This window comes from Pseudideonella sakaiensis, from assembly GCF_048320135.1.
Taxonomy (GTDB): Bacteria; Pseudomonadota; Gammaproteobacteria; order Burkholderiales; family Burkholderiaceae_C; genus Ideonella_A; species Ideonella_A sakaiensis_A.
Window position 1 is genome coordinate 5,544,465 of the sequence record NZ_CP182947.1, and the last position, 18,358, is coordinate 5,562,822.

16 protein-coding genes and 1 tRNA gene are annotated in these 18,358 nt (G+C 64.7%); 9 read left to right on the forward strand and 8 right to left on the reverse strand.

The window, feature by feature from the left end; translation table 11 throughout:
- The first annotated feature begins 48 nt into the window (after window positions 1-48).
- The 7 genes from ACNH6H_RS25315 to ACNH6H_RS25345 all read left to right on the forward strand — a co-directional run bounded on the left by ACNH6H_RS25315 (window position 49) and on the right by ACNH6H_RS25345 (window position 6,437).
- Window positions 49-124 (forward strand) — tRNA-His (locus tag ACNH6H_RS25315).
- A gap of 353 nt (window positions 125-477) precedes the next feature.
- Entirely contained in the window at window positions 478-1,014 is a 537-nt protein-coding gene (locus ACNH6H_RS25320; protein ID WP_418321071.1) for a GspH/FimT family pseudopilin, read from the forward strand.
- Between the two features lie 5 nt (window positions 1,015-1,019).
- Window positions 1,020-1,565, forward strand: coding sequence for a type IV pilus modification protein PilV (pilV, locus tag ACNH6H_RS25325; RefSeq protein ID WP_418321073.1), 546 nt, complete (start codon window positions 1,020-1,022; stop codon window positions 1,563-1,565).
- A complete protein-coding gene (locus tag ACNH6H_RS25330; RefSeq protein ID WP_418321074.1) occupies window positions 1,528-2,508 on the forward strand; it encodes a PilW family protein in 981 nt (326 codons plus the stop codon). Before pilV ends, ACNH6H_RS25330 begins: the two co-directional genes overlap by 38 nt.
- Window positions 2,509-2,514: 6 nt before the next feature.
- A complete protein-coding gene (locus ACNH6H_RS25335; protein WP_418321076.1) occupies window positions 2,515-3,069 on the forward strand; it encodes a hypothetical protein in 555 nt (184 codons plus the stop codon).
- Window positions 3,070-3,090: 21 nt separating this feature from the next.
- Entirely contained in the window at window positions 3,091-5,991 is a 2,901-nt protein-coding gene (locus ACNH6H_RS25340; protein WP_418321078.1) for a pilus assembly protein, read from the forward strand.
- Window positions 5,988-6,437: a type IV pilin protein gene (locus ACNH6H_RS25345; RefSeq protein ID WP_418321079.1), complete on the forward strand. Its 450-nt coding sequence runs from the start codon at window positions 5,988-5,990 to the stop codon at window positions 6,435-6,437. The genes ACNH6H_RS25340 and ACNH6H_RS25345 overlap by 4 nt, the downstream gene beginning before the upstream one ends.
- A 37-nt stretch (window positions 6,438-6,474) precedes the next feature.
- Here ACNH6H_RS25345 and ACNH6H_RS25350 read toward each other — a convergent pair whose 3' ends face one another.
- The 8 genes from ACNH6H_RS25350 to ACNH6H_RS25385 form a co-directional block, all read right to left on the reverse strand.
- The gene (locus tag ACNH6H_RS25350) at window positions 6,475-7,281 is read right to left on the reverse strand and encodes a tyrosine-protein phosphatase (RefSeq protein WP_418321081.1); all 807 of its coding nucleotides are present in this window, start codon (window positions 7,279-7,281) and stop codon (window positions 6,475-6,477) included.
- Window positions 7,278-8,474: a hypothetical protein gene (locus ACNH6H_RS25355; RefSeq protein ID WP_418321083.1), complete on the reverse strand. Its 1,197-nt coding sequence runs from the start codon at window positions 8,472-8,474 to the stop codon at window positions 7,278-7,280. Before ACNH6H_RS25355 ends, ACNH6H_RS25350 begins: the two co-directional genes overlap by 4 nt.
- Window positions 8,471-10,300: a J domain-containing protein gene (locus ACNH6H_RS25360; RefSeq protein ID WP_418321084.1), complete on the reverse strand. Its 1,830-nt coding sequence runs from the start codon at window positions 10,298-10,300 to the stop codon at window positions 8,471-8,473. Before ACNH6H_RS25360 ends, ACNH6H_RS25355 begins: the two co-directional genes overlap by 4 nt.
- A 7-nt stretch (window positions 10,301-10,307) precedes the next feature.
- Window positions 10,308-12,710, reverse strand: coding sequence for a polysaccharide biosynthesis tyrosine autokinase (locus ACNH6H_RS25365; RefSeq protein ID WP_418321086.1), 2,403 nt, complete (start codon window positions 12,708-12,710; stop codon window positions 10,308-10,310).
- Window positions 12,711-12,767: 57 nt separating this feature from the next.
- Window positions 12,768-13,610, reverse strand: a complete 843-nt coding sequence (locus tag ACNH6H_RS25370) for a polysaccharide biosynthesis/export family protein (RefSeq protein WP_418321088.1) — start codon at window positions 13,608-13,610, stop codon at window positions 12,768-12,770.
- A 113-nt stretch (window positions 13,611-13,723) separates the two neighbouring features.
- Complete coding sequence (locus ACNH6H_RS25375) at window positions 13,724-15,064, reverse strand: O-antigen ligase family protein (protein WP_418321489.1); 1,341 nt, start codon at window positions 15,062-15,064, stop codon at window positions 13,724-13,726.
- 261 nt (window positions 15,065-15,325) lie between these two features.
- Window positions 15,326-15,793: a hypothetical protein gene (locus ACNH6H_RS25380; protein ID WP_418321090.1), complete on the reverse strand. Its 468-nt coding sequence runs from the start codon at window positions 15,791-15,793 to the stop codon at window positions 15,326-15,328.
- A gap of 144 nt (window positions 15,794-15,937) precedes the next feature.
- Window positions 15,938-16,411, reverse strand: coding sequence for a hypothetical protein (locus tag ACNH6H_RS25385; RefSeq protein WP_418321092.1), 474 nt, complete (start codon window positions 16,409-16,411; stop codon window positions 15,938-15,940).
- On the opposite strand from ACNH6H_RS25385, the gene ACNH6H_RS25390 reads away from it, so the two are divergent.
- Window positions 16,386-17,318, forward strand: coding sequence for a DUF1624 domain-containing protein (locus tag ACNH6H_RS25390; protein WP_418321094.1), 933 nt, complete (start codon window positions 16,386-16,388; stop codon window positions 17,316-17,318). The two genes, ACNH6H_RS25385 and ACNH6H_RS25390, sit on opposite strands and share 26 nt — an antisense overlap.
- 164 nt (window positions 17,319-17,482) lie before the next feature.
- Complete coding sequence (locus ACNH6H_RS25395) at window positions 17,483-18,238, forward strand: hypothetical protein (protein ID WP_418321096.1); 756 nt, start codon at window positions 17,483-17,485, stop codon at window positions 18,236-18,238.
- Window positions 18,239-18,358 lie beyond the last annotated feature (120 nt).

Genomic DNA, 18,358 nt, shown 5'->3' on the forward strand with positions numbered 1-18,358 from the left:
CAGGCGGCGGTCGCGACCGCCGTCTGGTTTATACTGCGAGGCTCTGCGGTGGCTGTAGCTCAGTTGGTAGAGTCCAGGATTGTGATTCCTGTTGTCGTGGGTTCGAGTCCCATCAGCCACCCCACCTGACATCACGCGCCAGCACTGCGCCGGCACCGAACCAAGGCCCCTGAATCGACTGGATCCAGGGGCTTTTTTTATTGGCCGACGATTCCGTGGCTTACGGCGGCCTGGCCGACGATGCAGCGCTGCAACACAGGGGCGATGCCGGCGGTGATGGTTGACGGGGGAAAACGCCTGTCTGGCCGGCGTTCCGTGGTCGATACACGTCTGTTCGACCGTTCAACCCCCCCATTGGTACCGTTCGTCGCTTGCCATCCCGGTGTAGCCTACAGCGCGGTCAACTTTCGCCGATAGCATCCCGAAGCCTTCTGTTCCGCGATGTCGACCCGCCTTGCCCCAACTGCCACGCTGCAGATGTGCCTGCGCTCCCGCATCCGCGGCGTGACGCTGATCGAACTGGTCATCGTCGTCGGCATCGTCGCGGTGCTGGCCACCGTCGTCGTTCCCGGCGTGATGGGGTTTTTCAATGCGCGCCGGGTCGAGGACGTGGCGCGGCGGCTTGCCGACTCGCTGGCGCAGGCGCGGATCGAGGCGGTCAAGCGCAATGTGCCGATCCTGATCTGCGCCGACGCCGGCATCACCAACGGCAGCTGCAGTGCGACGCCGGCCGCTGCCGACTGGGCGAAGGGCTGGCGCCTTTGTTATGACGTCAATGCCGATGGTGTCTGCGATGCCGGCTCGGCCGATGACCCGAACCCGATCCGCCTGCAGGTGGCCGTCAATTCGAATGTCAGATTGATCGGGCCGGCGAGCCGGATCCGCTTCAATCCGAACGGCAGCCTGACGGCGTCGAGTTTTGCCGATTTCGTGGCCACGCCCGGCCCCGGTGCGACGCCGCGCTGGCTGGTCCGGTTTGCCGCGTCCGGCGCGTTGTCGGTTCGCAAGGGGTGAAGCACATGCCGGCCCGCCCGCCCGCTCGCTCCGGCCAACCGGCGCACGCTTCGCGCTCGCGCCGTGGCTTCGCGATGATCGAGGTGCTGGTTGCGATGTTTTTGATCGCGATCTTCATGCTGGCGAGCGCCGGCACGCAGATCAGCGCGCTGAAATTCCAGAAAAGTGCCGACAACCGCGCGCGTGCGGTTGCGCTGGCCGGTGAACTGAGCGAACGGATCGAAGCCAATCTGTCCGCCGCGAACAACGGAAGTTATGCGGTTTCGTCGTCGGTGAGCCCGATCGCGATGACCAGCGACTGCTCGGCCGTGTATTGCACACCCGGCCAGATGGCGAATTTCGACCTCGCGCAATGGAGCAGCCGCGTCGCCGCCACGCTGCCGCTGCTCGATTTCAGCATCGTCCAGGGTTTGTCTGCCGCGGGTTTGGTCACCTACACGATCACGCTGAACTGGAACGAGCGGCGCGGGCCGCAGACCTATGCCCAAAGCGGCTCCACCGAGGTCCTCAGCCATGTGCTGGTCAAGACCGTCCGCAAACCCGTCGCCTGAGCGTCGCCGCGCTGCCTGCCGGCCGGGTGCCCGCGCCAGGCGCGCGCGCGGCCTGTCGCTGATCGAACTGATGATCGGCATCGTGATCGGGCTGGTGCTGATCACGTTCATGATTCGCGGTTTCGCCGCGTCGTCGGGCAATTCGGCGGTCAATTCGCTGGTCAGCGAATACCAGACCAACGGCCGCTACGCGCAGGAGACGCTGTCGCGCGAAATCCGCCATGCCGCGCTGAGCCCGCTGTTGTGGGATGCCTCGCAGATCGAGGTCACGCCAGCGGCAGCGGCGCGCAATTTCGGCTGCGGCGCTGGTGTCACGACGCTGGTCCGGCAAGGCCTTGCGGCGTCGAACGACAGCAACCCCTATTCCGGCAATTGCCTGGCGGCGGCCAGCGACCGCCAATATGCACGTGGCGACGTGCTGACACTGCGCCGGCTCGGCTCGTCGACCACCGCGAGCTTCAGTTCCAATGCACCGTACGCGCGCACATCGTATGCTGCGGGACGAATCTTCCTCGGCGGCGAAACGCCGCCGACCCCGCTGCCGCCTTTTTTCGACTATCCGGCGCTCAGCGATGTCTATTTCATCAATGAGTTCACGAACTCGCCGACCGAATCGCCGAAAGTGCCGGCGCTGTATCGGCTGACGTTGAGTGCCGGCGCGAATCCGGTGATGGTGCCGGAGCTGGTGGCGTCGAATGTCGAACACCTGCAGCTGCAGTTCGGCGTCGTCGACGGCTCGGGCAATGTGCGTTATTTCAATCCGGACGGCGTCACCGACTGGACCGCGGTCACGTCGGTGCGGCTGTGGCTGCTGTTGCGGGCGAGCGAGCCGGAGGCCGGGATGACCAGCGACAGCTACACGATGGCCGATGTCACCTACACGCCGGGCGACCGGTTCCGCCGCCTCGTGCTGACCAGCACGATCCAGGTGCGCAACCGCTGAACCGCAATGCGACATCCCGGTTTTCCGATTCGCCACCACCATCACCGTCGCCAACAGCGAGGTGCGACGCTGCTGGTGGTCGTCGCGCTGCTGCTCGGCATGGGATTGATGTCGTTGACGGCATTTTTCCTGTCGCGCGGCCAGTACCAGCTGGTCGGCAACATCCAGCATCTGCAGCAGGCCTTCATCCGTGCCGAAGCGACGTCGGCGGCCGCCGAACAATGGCTCGGTGTCTCGACCAATTCGCAGTCGCCCGGCTTTGCCGCCTATGACACGTCGCTGAAGGGCCTGTATCCGGCCGGCCAGCTGGCCGCGCTCGGGCGCGATCCGGCATCGATGACCTGGAACGACAGCAATTCGATTGCCAGCGCAGACGGGCGTTATCTGATCGAACAACTGTCGCGCGGCGTCAAGCTGCCCGGTGCCAGTGTTCAGCTCGGACAGCGCAGCAGCGGCTCGTGCAAATCGGTCGACCTGTTTCGCGTCGTCGCGAATTCCGGCTCGACGCGGGGTTCGTCGCGGCTGATCGAAACCATGTTTGCCACCGACGGCTGTTATTGAAGCCTGCGAAAGGACCTGAAGATGTTGCCCGCCATTCGCCTGCGCCTCGCGCCGACCCTGCTGAGCCTGACGGCGCTGCTGGCGGCGGGTTTCTTCATGGCGCGCTCGCATGCGACGATCCCGCTCGACATGCAGCCGGTGGCCTGGGTCGCGCCGCTCGACTTCAGCAGCTACAACCTGGCTCCCGGTACTGCGGTGGCCTTCCGCGGCGATCACATGCGTGCGACCTGGGATGGTGACCTGGTCGCCCACGCGATCGATGCCGCCGGCAACTGGAGCGTCAAGTGGCGTGCCCGCGAGCAGCTTCCCGCGGCCGGCTCGCGCAAGATCTTCACGTCGACCTCGTCGGGCGTCGGTGTCGCATTCCGCTGGAGCGGCGCATCGGCGATCAGCGCGGCGCAGCAGGCGACGTTGGGCGATGCGACGAACGGGCCGCTGGTGCTCGACTACCTGCGCGGCGACGCCAGCAACGAAACCAGCTCGAGCGCACCGGCCGGGCTGTTCCGTCAGCGTTTCTCGCGCATTGGCGGCGTGATCCACAGTCGGCCCTATGTCGATGGCAATGAGGTCTATGTCGGCGCCAACGACGGCATGCTCCATGCGTTCGATGCGGCGACCGGCGTCGAGCGTTTTGCCTATATCCCGTCGATGCTGTTTGCCGGCGGCAAGTTGCAGAGCCTGTCGACACGTTATTCCAGCGGGCTGGTCTATGGCGTCGATGCGCCGCTGACGATCGGCAAGGTCGGGACGTCGAAGCTGCTGTTCGCCGGCCTCGGCGCCGGTGCAAAAGGTGTGTTCGCGCTCAACATCACGAACCCTGCTCCGGCCAGCGAAAGCGCCGCCGCCGCGATGGCGCGCTGGGAAATCACCGCGGCGACGAGCGGGTATACCAACCTCGGCAACGTGATGGCGGCGACACAGCTGGTCAAGCTGAACAATGGCGAAACCGCATTGCTGGTGCCGAACGGCCTGAACAGCACCAACGGCCTCTCGTCGCTGTTTGTCGTGCGGGCCACCGACGGCGTCAGACTGGCCGAGATTTCGGCCGGCACCAAGCTGGCCGACGGCAGCTTCAATGGGCTCGGCGGCATCGCGGCGGTCGACCGCGACGGCAACGGCACGGTCGACTTTGTCTATGCCGGCGACCTGAAAGGCACGTTGTGGAAATTCGATCTGAGCGGCACCTCGCTGCCGACCAGTGGCACCGCGCTGTATACGCCCGATCCTTCCGTCACCCGGCCAATCACCGTCGCGCCCAGCGTCTCGCTGCATCCGAACGGTGGCTTCCTGATCAATTTCGGCACCGGCCGCATCTATTCGGATGCCGATCTGACCTCGACGGCGACCGAATACCTGTACGGCATCTGGGACAACGGCACCGTCACGACCAGCAGCCTGGTGACGCAGACCCTGACGACGCACAGCGTCGGATCGCCGGCGACGACCGTCCGCACCGCGAGCAGCAATGCCGTCAACTACGGCACCTCGACCAAGGGCTGGCGGATCGCGCTCGGCATTGGCGAACGCCTGGTCGGCGGCGATACGCTGACGGATTCCGGCCGCTATACGGTGACGACAACGGTGCCGAACAGCGGCGCCGGGCAGGGTGCCTGGCTGGTTGAAGTCACCGCGTTGACCGGAGCTGCGCCGAATGCGCCGTTTTTCGACTTGAACGGCGACGGCGCGGTCAGATCCGACAACAGCGACCGCGTCGTCAACGGCGCGACGACCGCGGTTCCGGTGTCGAAATTTCTCGGCCCCGGCGTTTTTTCGCAGCCGGTTCTGGCGCAGTTCAACAGCAGCTTCGACTTGCCGTTTTTCAACTACAACCCGAATATCGCATTGCCGTCGTACACCACGGTGATCACGACGACGCCGAGCAACAGCGGCGTGTTTGGCGGGCACTTCGACTTCGACATCTTCTACAACTGTCTGAGTACGGCAACGATCACCAAGGGCAGTTGCAGCGGACACAAACACACGCACGAATACGACGACAAATTCAACGTCGTCGGCGTCAACATGCTCAATCCCAGTGATCCTGCCTTCAACCTGTCGAATCCGCTGCCGGCAACATCGACGCAGAGTTTCAAGATCCTGATTGCCAATACCTTGTGGTCACCGGCGGCGACGATGGTGATCGGTGACACCATCAGCGGCCAGGCGTGGAAACTGCCGGTTTCGCCGGAGGGATTCCTGTCCGACACGCCGGGCGGCCCGGCGAAAGTGTTCACGCGCAACATTTCCAGCCTCAGCAAGTTCATCTATGTGCTGCCGCTGACCGCATTCGGCGCGAAGGACTGGGGTACCGGCCAGGTGCGCGCTGGATTGATCCCGACGACCACCGGATGCATCCAGTCGAATGCGAATCCGAGTGCGGCATGGATGGACGGCGCCTTCACGATCCAGGTTGTTGATGCGTCGGCGGGCGCGTCCGATGTGCAGGCCAATACGTCGTCGCTGTACGAGGCCAACGATCCGCCGGGCGGCTACCGGCTGAAGGACAACAATTCAGCGCGCAGCAAGCTGATCGTTCAGTACGCCACCTTCTGGCATGCCGGCAAATGCCGCACACAGGCGGGGTGGTCGATGGCGCCGCCGATCGATTCGTCGAGTGATGGCAGCGGGTCGTCGCCGCCCGGAACCGACGACCCGAAAGGTGAATATGCGTCGGGTGTCGTCGGCGGACCGGCCGGCGGCGGCACGACGGTCAAGCACAACTACGTCAACAACGGCACGACGATCGAGGTGCTCGTCAATACGGTCGTTGACGGCAGCGGCATCCGTCAGGTGCTGAGCACGACGTCGGGCACCGTCGTCAGCGATGTCAAGTCGACGTTCGGCAATGTGGCGAAAGCCGATCTGCAGATCGGACAACGGGCCCGGCTCGGCCGGCTCGGCTGGAAGGAGATCATTCGATGAATTCAGCGCGCAGACCTGGGGCAGGCCGGCCGGCTGCAAGGCGACGACTACTAGGCTTTACGCTGGTTGAGCTGATGCTCGTTGTCGTTGTCGTCGCGGTGCTGGCGAGCATTGCGCTGCCGAGCTACCGCGAATATATCCGGCGCAGCAGTCGCGAAGCGACGCAGTCGCAACTGATCGAGATGGCCGGCATCCAGGAGAAGATCTTTCTCAATTCGAATGCCTACGCCAACAATGTTGCCGCGCCTTACGACGGCAAGGCTTCGGGTGGTCTCGGCGCAGCCGGCGGCAAATCGCTCGACGGTCGTTATCTGATCACGGCCACCGTGAGCGGCGCGTCTTACGTGCTGACGGCCACACCGGTGGCCGGCGGGCCGCAGGACGGCGACGGTGTGCTGACGATCGCCTCGGACGGCAAACGAACCTGGGGCAGCAAGACCTGGTAGCTGGCGGCCAGACGCCGGGCGGCAGCCTGCACCGATCTCAGATGCTCAGCAGCCGCTTGTACCAGGGTTTCGCGGCCGATGCGCGCACCGGCTGCTCCGGCAGCAAACCGAGCGCTGGTGCCACCAGTTCAGGCGCAACATCGTCGAGGATGGCCTGCGGTCGCTCGTAGACCATCCGCAGCGCCTCTTCCTTGCCGACCGACGCCGCCGCACGGTCGACCGCTTCGGCCATCTGCGGATTGCGCATGTTGACCGTGTGTGCATCGCTGGCGATCAGGTGGACCAGGCCCTCGTCGAGCATGCGCTCGCTCCAGTAACGCGCGCGCTTGCCGAACTTGCCGAGGATCGCCGCGGCCGTCAGCTGCATCCAGACGCCGCGCTTGGCCAGCGTGACGAAGGTCTGGTAGTTGTGCTCGATCCAGACCAGCCGCTCCGGATGCGTCAGCACCGGCTGATAACCCTCGGCCATGATGTTGAAGACCGACGATTCGAAATTCGGCGGCGGTACGTGATGCGACGGCTCGAGCAGGAAATAGCGCGATCCGTTCAGTGTCGGCACGCGGCCGGATTTCAAGCCATCGAGCAGTTCGGGCACCAGGTGGGCATCGGCCCCGACCACCAGCTTCAGCGGGATGCCGTAGGTATCGAGCGCGCGCTGCAGCTTGTCGCGCTCGGCATGGATGCCGGCGCTGTCGTTCATGTACAGGCCGGGGTAGATGTGCGGCGTGCAGGCCATCACGGTGGTGCCGTCGCGCACCGCAATGCGCGCCATCTCGAGCGACATCTCGAGTGTCTTCGCACCATCGTCGATGCCGGGCAGGATGTGGGAATGCAGGTCGATCATGGCTTCCGTGCGGCCGAGACCGGCTTCAATTCGAATTCATCAAAAAACATCACGCCGGTCATGCCGGCGCCGGCTTCCCAGGCGGCTGCGCTTTCCAGCTGCAAACGCACTGCGCTGCCGCATTGTGGCGGTATGCGCACGTCGACCTCGAAATGCGTCCATTTGCGCTGCGTATCCTTCATCGGTTGCGACTGCGCAAAACGATCGCCTCCTCCGGCGCAGCGCAGCGCCCAGACCAGGCCCTCACGGGTGCGCATGCGGTCGCTCATGTAGTTGCCGCTCAGCGTGTAGCGGTCGTCGAGCAGCAGCATCGGCTGCGAGACCATCGGCTGGGGCAGGGCGCCGCGGCCGGTCAGCTCGACCTCGAGCATCAGCCCGGGGTTTGGCGCTGCCGACGTCTGGTAGACATTGATGCCTTCGACACCGGTCGCCGGCTGCGGCCAGCGCCAGTCGAAACCGCGTTGCGTCGATTGGCGGTCGAAACCCGCGTTGAACAAACCCTCGTCGACCTTTTTCTGCAGGCTGACCCACAAGGTATAGGCATCGAGCCAGTTGCCCTCGGCTTGCAGGCGGTCGATCATCGCCAGCGTGGTTTCCGGGCGCACGACGCCGAGGCGGCTGCCTTCGGTGAAAAAGCCTTGGACCAGACCGGTCGGAACCTTTGGATCGAGGCTGGCCAGCGCCCAGTCGAGCCAGCGCGAGTCGGCATTCAGCTGCGCCATCAGCGCCGGCTGAGCCTGCGGTGTCGTCATCATTGCGGTGACTGCCTTCATCGCCTGACCATAACCGCGTTCGAGCATCGGCACCAGCGCGACTGCCGCGGTCTCCCAGTCGCCGCTGTTCAGCCCGGCGGTGGCCTGGACGACAAGCAGGCTCGGGTTGTACGGCGCCAGTTCCTTCGCTGCCGGCAGCAGTTGCAGCGCACGCGGATCCTGGCGTTCGAACCAGGCCCGTGTCAGCGCGCCATAGGCATGGCTGTCGCCGATATTGCGCCGCACATGCTCGAGGTAGACCTCCGGCTCGGCCTTCACCTGCCGGCCGGTCGGCCATTCGGTGCAACCCTCTTCGAACGGCCATTCGGCCAGCCAGCAGGCGCGCGCCAGCTGCTGCGGCACCGCAAAGGCCCAGATCAGCGCCGCCAGCAGCAGCCACGCCGAAACCCAGACGACAAATGCCAGGCGTCTGGCGATCATTCGCGCTCCTTCATGTTCAGATTGGCGAGCACGGTGCCGGATTTCGTGCCCCAGAACTCGGCCGTCAGGCCGTAGCTGATGCTGCGCCCGGCCTGCTGCGGGCTGCGCGCGAGCAGCACGATTTCACCGCGCACCCGCAGAATGCCGGGCTGCTCGCTGTCGGTCCAGCGCATGCTCTCGACGCTGATCTCAGGGTAACGGTCCTGCAGCGCCATCGCCGGCCGGAACAGCGAACCGGTGACGTTCTGCCCGGCCAGGTAGGCATTGGTCGACTTGGTTGCCGCCGGATTCGACAATTTCGACAGCAATTCGATCAGGTAGTGTTTTGCCTTTACCGCATCGACATCCCATGTCTTGGCCGTCTGCACAACGGCCGGCTGGGCCGGGGGCGGGGATTCGGCGACGGCGATCTGAGGCGCTGGCGCTGGCCGCGGGGGGTAGGGGGCGGGCGCCACCTGCGGCGCGGCGGCAACACGCTGCTCGACAGGCGCCGGCGCCGGTGCTGGGGTTGGTGCAGCGGCGGGCGCGGGCTGCGGCGCTGGGGCCTCGACTACGCGCGGCGCCGGAACAGCAGGCTGCGGTGCCGGCGCAGGGGTAGGAGCGGGGGCCGGAGCCGGTGCCGGGGCTGGCGCAGGTGGTGGTGCAGCTGCCAAGGTCGACGTCGGCGCGGGCGCAGACAGCTGCTCGGTCCTGATCATGCCGCTCGGCAGCGACGGTGCTGGTGCGGGCGGCGGCGCCGGTGCACGAGCCACGGCCGCCGGTTCGAGCGGCGCTGGTGCAGGCTTCGATGCCACAGCCGGTTGGCGTGCAGGCTCGTTGCTGCTGGCGGCAGTCTGCGGCGACCGCTCGTTCTGTTGGCGGGGCGCTTCCGTGTTGCTCGCCACCGCGGTCTTTGATTGAACGGCAGGCGCTGCCGGCGCGGCGGGAGGGGTCACCGGACCTGGCGCGATGCGTTCGGTCGACGGTTCGATTGACGGCGACGACGTCAGGCGACCGCCCGTCTGATTCGCATTCGTTGCAATAGGCGCCGTCGTGCCGTCGGCCCGCACCTCGGGGGCCCGCAAACGTTCGTTGACCGGCCGTTCAGCCAGCGCCGTGGCGGTTCGCTTCGAAGACGCTTCATCACCGCGACGCTCGGCACTGGCCCGGGCTTCCGGCTCGGTACCGGCAATCACCAGCATGCGGCCTTCCTGGGCATCGTGCGCGGCCCACATCAGCAGTCCGACCGCTGCGGCCGAGACGCCGCCGATCGACAGCACCACGCCAAATACTTTTGGATAACGTGCGCGCAATGAATGCCAGCGATCGGCCAGGCCATGGTTCAACTCGATGCGGCGAACCCGCTGGCCGTCGTCGCGCTCGTGCCTGGCGCCCTGTGCCACCACCGATCGTTCGGCGAGCTGATCGTCGTACTGGTCGCGCAAGGTCGGGTCGCTGAGGATCTCGTGCGCCCGATTGACGATGCCGGCGGCATTGGCTGGCAGGCCGGGCACGCCGCGGTCCGGGTGAGTCAGCCGGATCAACGAGCGGTAACGGGTGCGCAGTTCCTCGGGCGCAAACGCCTTCGGCGTCAGCGCCATCACCTGGTAATGCGTGTTGTCGGGTGCGAAACAGGCGCGGCGCACAAACAGCCGGGCCGCCTCGGTCAGTTCGTTCGCATCGGCGTCGACATCGTCCGGAATGCGTCCGAGCGCCCACAGCGCCACGGTATTGAGCTGCGCATACAGTTCCCGCGGCTCACCGAGGCGGACCGGAAAGTTGCCCGGAGCCAGCCCGAAATCCAGCAGGATTTCGGCCAGCTTTTGCGAACTTACCTCGATCGACACGTCCGGATCATGCCTGCTGCTTCAACGGCAACGGCGGTTGGGTCGGCATGAACGGCGTCTTCTCGGGCTCGTTTTCCTGACCGTAACCGTAGTAGTTGTCGTAGGTGTAGTAGGCGGTATTTTGCGCCGTCGTCTTCGTCAGCACGACGCCGCGCGGCACGATGCCGGCCATCCGCAGGCGCCTGAACGCGTCCTTGATGTGGCTCTTGCGGGTCTGGCTTGCCTGCGCGACGTACAGCACCGAATTGACCTGGTTGCCGAGCACGATCGCATCGGCCAGGCCGAGCACCGGCGGGCCGTCGAAGATGATGTATTCGACGCCCTTGGCTTCGAGATGTTCCATCAGCTCGCCGAGTTTCGGGCCTGTCAACAAGTCGACCGGGCTCGGCGGAATCGGCCCGGCGGTCATCACGAACAGGTTCGCAATCTCGGTCGGGCGCAGCAGTTCGCCTTCCGGATGGTGGCCCGACAAATAATTCGACAAGCCTTGCGAATTGCCGATGCCCAGCGAGCGGTGGATCGTCGGATTGCGCATGTCGGCGTCGATCAGCGCGACCTTGCCGCCCAGCTGCGCGAAATTGATCGCCAGCGCGAGCGAGGTCGTCGACTTGCCTTCGGCTTTCGTCGTGCTGGTCACGACCAGGCGCCGCGGTGCACCTTCGGAGGTCGAGAACTGCAACGCGGTTCGCACCGAGCGGTAGGCCTCGGCCATGTGCCCGCGAGCGTCGGTGAAGGTCAGCAGTGCGAGACTGGTCAGCTCGCGCTGGTTCTTGACCTTCGGGATCACGCCCAGCAGCGGCACGCCGAGGATGCGTTCGACCTCGTCGGCAAACTTGATCGAATCGTCGAAGGATTCCATCAGGAATACCAGCCCGAGCCCGAGCACCAGTCCGGCCAGCAGGCCGATCGCCGCATTCAGTGCAATCCGCGGCTTGTACGGGAACAGCGGCACCTGCGCCTTGTCGACGACCTGGATGTTGTTGGTCTCGACGCCGCCGGCGACGCCGACTTCCTTCACCTGCTGCAGCAGCCCGTTGTAGAGCTCGCGGTTGGTATCGACCTCGCGTTTCAGCAGGTTGAAATCGACGCTGCGCTCCTGGCCGGCGACGATTTCCTGGCGGGTTTCGCGCAGCCGGGTGCGGATCAGTTCCTCCTGACGCACCGCGGTATCGAGCGCATTTTTCACCGACGCGAGAATATTCTGCACTTCGCCCTGGATCTTCGCGTCCAGATCGTCGATCTGCGCCTTCAGCTGCTTCATCTTCGGAAATTCCGCCTTGTAGATCTTGGCGTTTTCCTGGTATTCGGCATCGAGTTTGGCGCGCTGCTCCTTGTAGGCCTGGATCGTGCGGCTTTCGAGCACCTGGCGCGCAGTATCCGGGTTGCTGCGGACCGCCTGGTATTCCGAATCGGCCTTGATGCGGTCCTGCTCGGCCTTGCTCAGCGCGGTCGAGAATTCGACGAAGGTCTGGTTGACGACGCTGGTTTTTTCGTCGAGCGTCAGGATATTTCGTTCACGTGCATAGGCCTGCAGCTTGCGCTCGGATTCCTCGAGCCGCGCCTTGGTCAGGCCAAGCTGGGTTTCGAGGAACGATTTCGCATACGACGACGATTCGAGCCGCCGCTCGAGATTCAGCGCGATGAAGGCCTGCGCCATTGAATTGGCGATCCGCGCGGCGAGTTGCGGGCTGGCATTTTCGACCTGCACCTTGATCACTGACGAGTTGCGGATCTGCTCGATCTTCACTGTCTCCTGGAACGACTTGACCACCGCCTCGCGGCTGAACTGCTCAGCGGTGCTGACGGCCGGCTCGCGCAGCTTGTGGTAACTGTCGCCGATCTTGTCGAACAGGTTCTGCACCATCGCCTGCCAGCCGATGTCCTCGTCGGCTGCGCTTTCGCCAAGGCGATCGCGTTCGTTGCGCTCCCGGGTCGCCAGCGATACCGGCATCGGCAAGCCCTGCCGATCGAGCCGCAGTTCATCGATCACCCTCTCGGCGAGCACACGGCTTTTCAGCAGCTCGAGCTGGGTGCCCATGCCGGTGCGGTCGTCGACTTCCTGCACCGCGCTCTGATCGTTCTGGCCGAACTGGACCACTCGCGGCGCCCGCTTGTCAACCTGCAGCGTCGTCGTCGCGAGATACAGCGGCGTGCGGACAAAACTGACCAGCAACGCGGCCAGCAGGCCGACGATTGCCACCGAAATCAGCATCCATTTGTGCTTGACGATCAGCCGCCAGATGTCGCGCAGGTCGAGGACGTTGTCCTCCTGGTCGGCCTGCTGCTCGCGGGCATCCCATCGGTCGAGCATCCCCTGGTTGCCGCGCAATGCCAATGCCTGCGACGGCGGGTTGCCGCCACCATGGGCAAGCTGAAGATCGGGCCGGTTGGGCGGAAGGTCTTGTGCCATCGAATCGGTGTGCCTGCTCTATTTTTGGTAACTGGTGCCAGCCCGGACGCGCGCGGTTCAGCGGCCCATCTGATTGACGCTCGCCGAGAACGGGTTCAGCGTGTCGATGATGTCGCGGAACAGTGAATCGCGCAGCGCGGTGCGGCGGCTGTCGCGGTTGACGACGACGACATCGTCGCCCTGCAGCAACGGATCCTTTGCTTCGCCCTTGCGGATCTTCTCGACGTCGTATTTTTCGGAGAGCGTCTGGCCATCCGGCGTCAGCCGGAACAGCATCACGTTTTCCATGTCGGCCATCGGCGCGCTGCCGCCGGCGAGCGCCAGCGCGCGCAACAAGGTGATCTGGCCGTTGATCGGGTAGATGCCCGGCTTGGTCAACGCACCGTCGAGCGTGATCCGCTGGGTCGTGAATTCCTTGATGAAGATCGAGACCTGCGGGTCCTGCAAATACTTCTTGCCATAGGCGAGAGCAACCAGCGCCTCGGCGTCCGACGCGGTATAGCCACCGAGCTGGAGCTGGCCGATCAGCGGCAGCGCGACATACCCGGATGAATTGACGCGCACCGTGCGCTTCAATTCCTTGACGTTGAAAACCTCGACCTCGAGCAGGTCGTTCGGCGCGATCTTGTAGTCGTCGCCGATCGTGCTCGGCACCGGCAGGTTGCCGTCGTTGGCATCGATGCCGCCCGGCGTCGACTTGATGCCGGGCGATGCGGCGCCGCTTTGATTGAGCGGCGTGAATTCCGGCACGATGCGGGTATCGACCGGCGAGGTGCGGGCCTTGGCGGCGTCCGCTTGCGCCCAGGCATTGCCGAGGCCGAGGCCCAGCAGCAGCGTGGCGACGGTGACTATCTTCGAGCTGCTGGACAAGGATTGGAAAAATTGTCGACTACGGTTCATGCGCTTTCCTTCGTCCCACGGGCATTCCGGCAAATTGCTGCCAGGGCGGTCGATTGTAGAGGGCTGGCGAGGGTCGGTCCGTTACAGCCCTACAGTGGGCATCGGCGCCGGGGTCAACGCTCGTGTGGGTCGGTCGGGCGCAGGAAGATGCCCATCAGCAGCGCCGCCGTCATCGCCAGCGCCGGGATGTGCATGTTGAACTCGACCCAGCTGTGCAACAGCATCGCCAGGACGCCGAGGCCTGCCAGCAAACGCAGCAGCACCGGCCCGGCGACCTCACCGCGCCGTTTTCTTGCCCGGCGCAATTGCCACAGCTGGCGCAGCACGAGCGCCAGCACCAGCCCGGCGACCACCGGTGCGGCCCAGCCGAGTTCCATCAGCAACTGCGGGTAGTCGTTGTGTGCGTGATAGACATATCCGGTCGAGCGAATATCCTGGTACCTCGGGAATACCGATTCGAAACTGCCGATGCCAGTGCCCCAGGGCCAGAATGCCTTCGCCGCGTCGAATGTTGCCCAGGCGTAAGTATTTCGGACATTCGCATCGCCTTCGAGGACCGGTGCCTGCACGCGACCGCTGATGCCTTCGAGCCCGACCGAAAATGCGACGATCAGGCCGAATACGACCAGCAATGTGGCCATCCCGGCGATCTGCACCCGGCTGAGCTTTTCGCGCGCCGCCGCCACGTAGAGAAAAAACGACAAGACCAGCACCAAGGTCGCCGCCGACAGGCCGCCGCGCGACTGCGAGCTGAGGATGATCACCAGGAACGCAAAACCGAGCAGCATCCACAGTGGACGAAATACCGCAGCAGGCAACAAGCCGGTATCCGGCCTGCTCCTCGATGGGGGCGGCCTGCGAACCAGAAAATAGAACCACAGCGGAATCAGCATCGCCAGAAAGTCGGCGAGGTGGTTGCGGTTGGCGAAAGTGCCGACGAAGGCGCCGCCCGCACCTTGGGTACCAAAATAGAAAATCGACTGCGGGCCACCGACAAACTGCAGCACTGCCAGCACGACTTGCGCAATGGCGCCGGCAAACAGCAGCAGCAGCAAGCGGTCGATCGCGGTGCGATCGAGCGTGATGCCAGCCAGCAACATCGCCGATACCGGCAGGGCCGACCACATCGCCGTCCAGGTGGCCTGCGGATTCAGGCTCAGCGGCAACGACTGCGGCACTGGCGCTCCAGCGGCGGTCAGCGCGTCGAGATAAGCCTTGCGGCCTGGCAAGCTGGCCCATGCCTGCACATCGACCGGAATCAACTGGATTGCGGCGATCCACAACGGGCTCGCAGCAACCACACCGATCAGCGCCCACCACCACCATGGCTGCGCGCCACTGCGAACACCCGTTGAATTCGCACGCGTTTCGCCACCGACAGGTATCGGAAGCCAGCGGAAACTGCGTTGCGCGACCAGAATGGCCAGCAATGCGAGTGCCAGTGCCAACAGCACGACCAAGGCAACCTGCCGGTTGCCACCCCTGACGATCGGTGCAAGAAGCAGCAGGGCTGCCGCCAATAAAAAAACCAGCCGATCTGGCAATCGGCTGGCTTCTGTGGAGTGTCGTCCGCTACTGCTGCTCAATTTGAAGGAAGCGTGTCGCTGCGTGGTTCACGAGGAGATCAGTGAAAATCCAGGCCGGTTGGCCAGAACTCGAGGACGACAAAAAACGACAGCTGGCATCGCCAGCTGTCAGTTCTTACGCACCAAGGATCAACGCGGCGAAGTGACTTCGTCGTTGTTCTCGATCAGTGCAAAGCCGGCCGCCATACCGGCGGTGATGGCGATGCCCGTGCCAATGCCGGCACCGGCCCCGCCACCGCCCACTCCACCGCCGCCAACCTGCGCAACGCGGTAGGGGCTGAACATCTGCTTCGCCGAAGCCTGCAGCACCGCACAGCTCTGCTTCGAGTCAACCGTGAAATGCTGGCCGCCCTCGAGGGTGACGGTGCAACCATTGTTGAAGACGACACTGGCGCGGCCATTCGTCGAGACCAGCACGGTGTTGCCGTCGACCACCGGTGTGCCGGCGCCCGCCTTCGAGACAAACCCGTTACCGCCAATGCTGATATTGCCTTGCACGCCACCCAGCTTGCCGACCGGCTGCTGGTCCTTGGCTTGGGCCGACAGCGCGAGGCCTGCGGCCATCACGGCGACGGAAATCATCGTTGCTTTTTTCATTGTGGACTCCTTGTTGAGGGAAGCGTCTGCGCGATATTAAACGAGTTTTCGGCCGCCGCAAGTCTCGCTGAACAGAAAATTTTCAAGCAGACAAAAAAACAGCCGGCTGAGCCGGCTGTCTTTCGGATCATCTGCGGGACAGTGTCAGCGCGGTGACGTGACCTCGTCGTTGTTCTCGATCAGTGAAAAACCGACTGCCAAACCACCAACGATCGCGGCGCCAGTGAGGGCCCCCCCACCGAGGCCACCGCCCGCGCCACCGCCCGTGCCGCCACCGACCGGTGCGCCCGGCTGCGCCACGCGATACGGCTTGAACATCTGCTGAACCGCAGCTTGCTGCTGACCGCAGCTCAGCTTGGTGTCGACAACCATGTGCTGGCCACCCGACAGCGGAACGCTGCAGCCATCCTTGAACTCGACCGTGACGCGGCCGTCGGTCGACACCAGCACCTTGCTGCCGTTGACCAGGGGCGTGCCGTTGACGGCCTTGTTGACAAAGCCGCTGCCGGTCACGCTGATGGTGCCCTTGACCCCGCTCAGGGTCCCGACGACGTCGTCTTTTGCGTGGGCTGCCAGCGAAACACCAGCGAGCATGGCGACGAGCAGTAATTTCTTCATTGGGACTCCTGTTGGTATTGATCTGCTGGCGATACTAACCCAACTGATCAACAGTTTGTGCAAGAAAATTCCGCGGGATTGCATCGGACGCTGCCTGCCGCCTCTCAATGTGCAGCGCCGTTGCAACAGTGTGGCCAGACAATGGCCGGCAATGCCTGATTCCAATGTCTCCCGATCCTTTCGCTTCGACCGCCTCGATGCCATCCGTGGCTTTGCGATGGTCTGGATGGCGCTGTTCCATTTCGGCTTCGACCTCGATTATTTCGGGTTGATCGACGAAGACTTCTACCGCGACCCGTTCTGGACACGCCAGCGCGCCGTGATCGTGTCGCTGTTTCTTGGCAGTGCCGGGGTGGGCCTGGCTGTCGCCGCCGCGCAAAAGCAGCCGTGGCGGCGTTTCTGGCGGCGCTGGTGGGAGATCGCAGGTGGCGCGCTGCTGGTCAGCATCGGCTCCTACCTGGTTTTTCCGCGCAGCTTCATCTTTTTCGGCGTGCTGCACGGCATCGCACTGATGTTGATCATCAGCCGGCTCGCCGGTCGAAACCCGCGTCATGCACGGTGGTTGGCGATCGGTGGCGCCGTATTGATTGCGTTGCCGTGGCTGGTCTCACATCCGTTTTTTGACAGCCGCCTGACCGTCTGGGTCGGCTTGTTTACCCGCAAGCCGATCACCGAGGACTTTGTCCCGCTGCTGCCGTGGATGGGCGTGATGTGGTGGGGTGTGGCCGCTGGCCACTGGATGCTGGCACATCGGCCACATTGGCTGAGCGGCCCGCTGCCGCAGCGCGGTCGGGTTGTATTTGATTCCCTGGCCTGGCTCGGTCGACATGCGTTGAGCTTTTATCTGTTGCACCAGCCGGTGCTGATCGGCAGCTTGTTCGGGCTTCGCGCGGCGGGCATTTTGTAGGCTGTGTCGTCTGCGCTGGTTGATTGCCGCAAATTCGCCGCAGTCGGAAAATTTTGCAAGTTGTTGCACGTCGAGGCTCAAGCCGGGGGGCTCAGACGCCGACAAGACGGTGAACGGGGAGGCTGTCTTCCCGCTCAGCTCCACTTCGAAGGCCGGGAGGTCGCATGTTCAGCAACGCCGTTTCATCAGCCGTAGGGCGTCTTTACGCAGGTACCGCCATCGCGGAGCCGACGCGCCAGCAACCGGTGCGGCCGGTCGAGCCTGTCGTACGGGCGGAGCAGAGCACCCCCGGGGCGCCGTCAGACGATGGCCGGGGCGATGCAAAGGCGCAGCGCCAGGCACTTGCCGACGGTGTGCGCGCAGTCTTCGAGTCGACGGTCGGCACCGAAGCCGATGCCGCAACGCCCGATATCGATGATCCGCTGCGCAGGCTGGAAGGTGGGGACGACGAGGCCGCTGCGGCCGAGCCACTCGCGCCGGCCGACCCCCAGCTCGAGGAGGCCATCCTGCGCTTCATCCACGCGGTCTTCCGCACCCTTGCCGAAACCGAAGGCGGCCCGATGGACAACTCATCGGTTCGCGGTGAGACCGGCGCGCCAGCGCAGCGCCAACAGCTGCCCGGCGTCAGCGCCAGCCGTGAGCAGCTCGGGCGGCGAATCGGCTCGTTTGCCGAACGCCTGGCCGCCGCCGGCCCGGCGGGCGATCCGCTGCACTCGGCCGACCGCCACGGCGATCTCGGCAAGGCTTTCACTGCTGTGCGGCAAGCGCTCGGCGGCCACCAGGAACCAGCGACGGCAGCTCGGCCGACGCGTGGCGATCTGGTGATGTTGATGCAGCGCCTGGCCCACGCGATGCAGGGCAGCCCGCCATTGGACGAAGGGCTGCCGACGGTCGGTGGGTTGCTGCACGCGCGAGCCTGAAACTGGCGGCGGCTGCGAGCTGACACCGCGCAATCGCAGCTAAAGCCGCTCCCACCGGCACAAACCCTGGGGCGACGGCCACCCCCGCGAACAGGCGGTTTTCTCGTGGCTGCGGTTCGC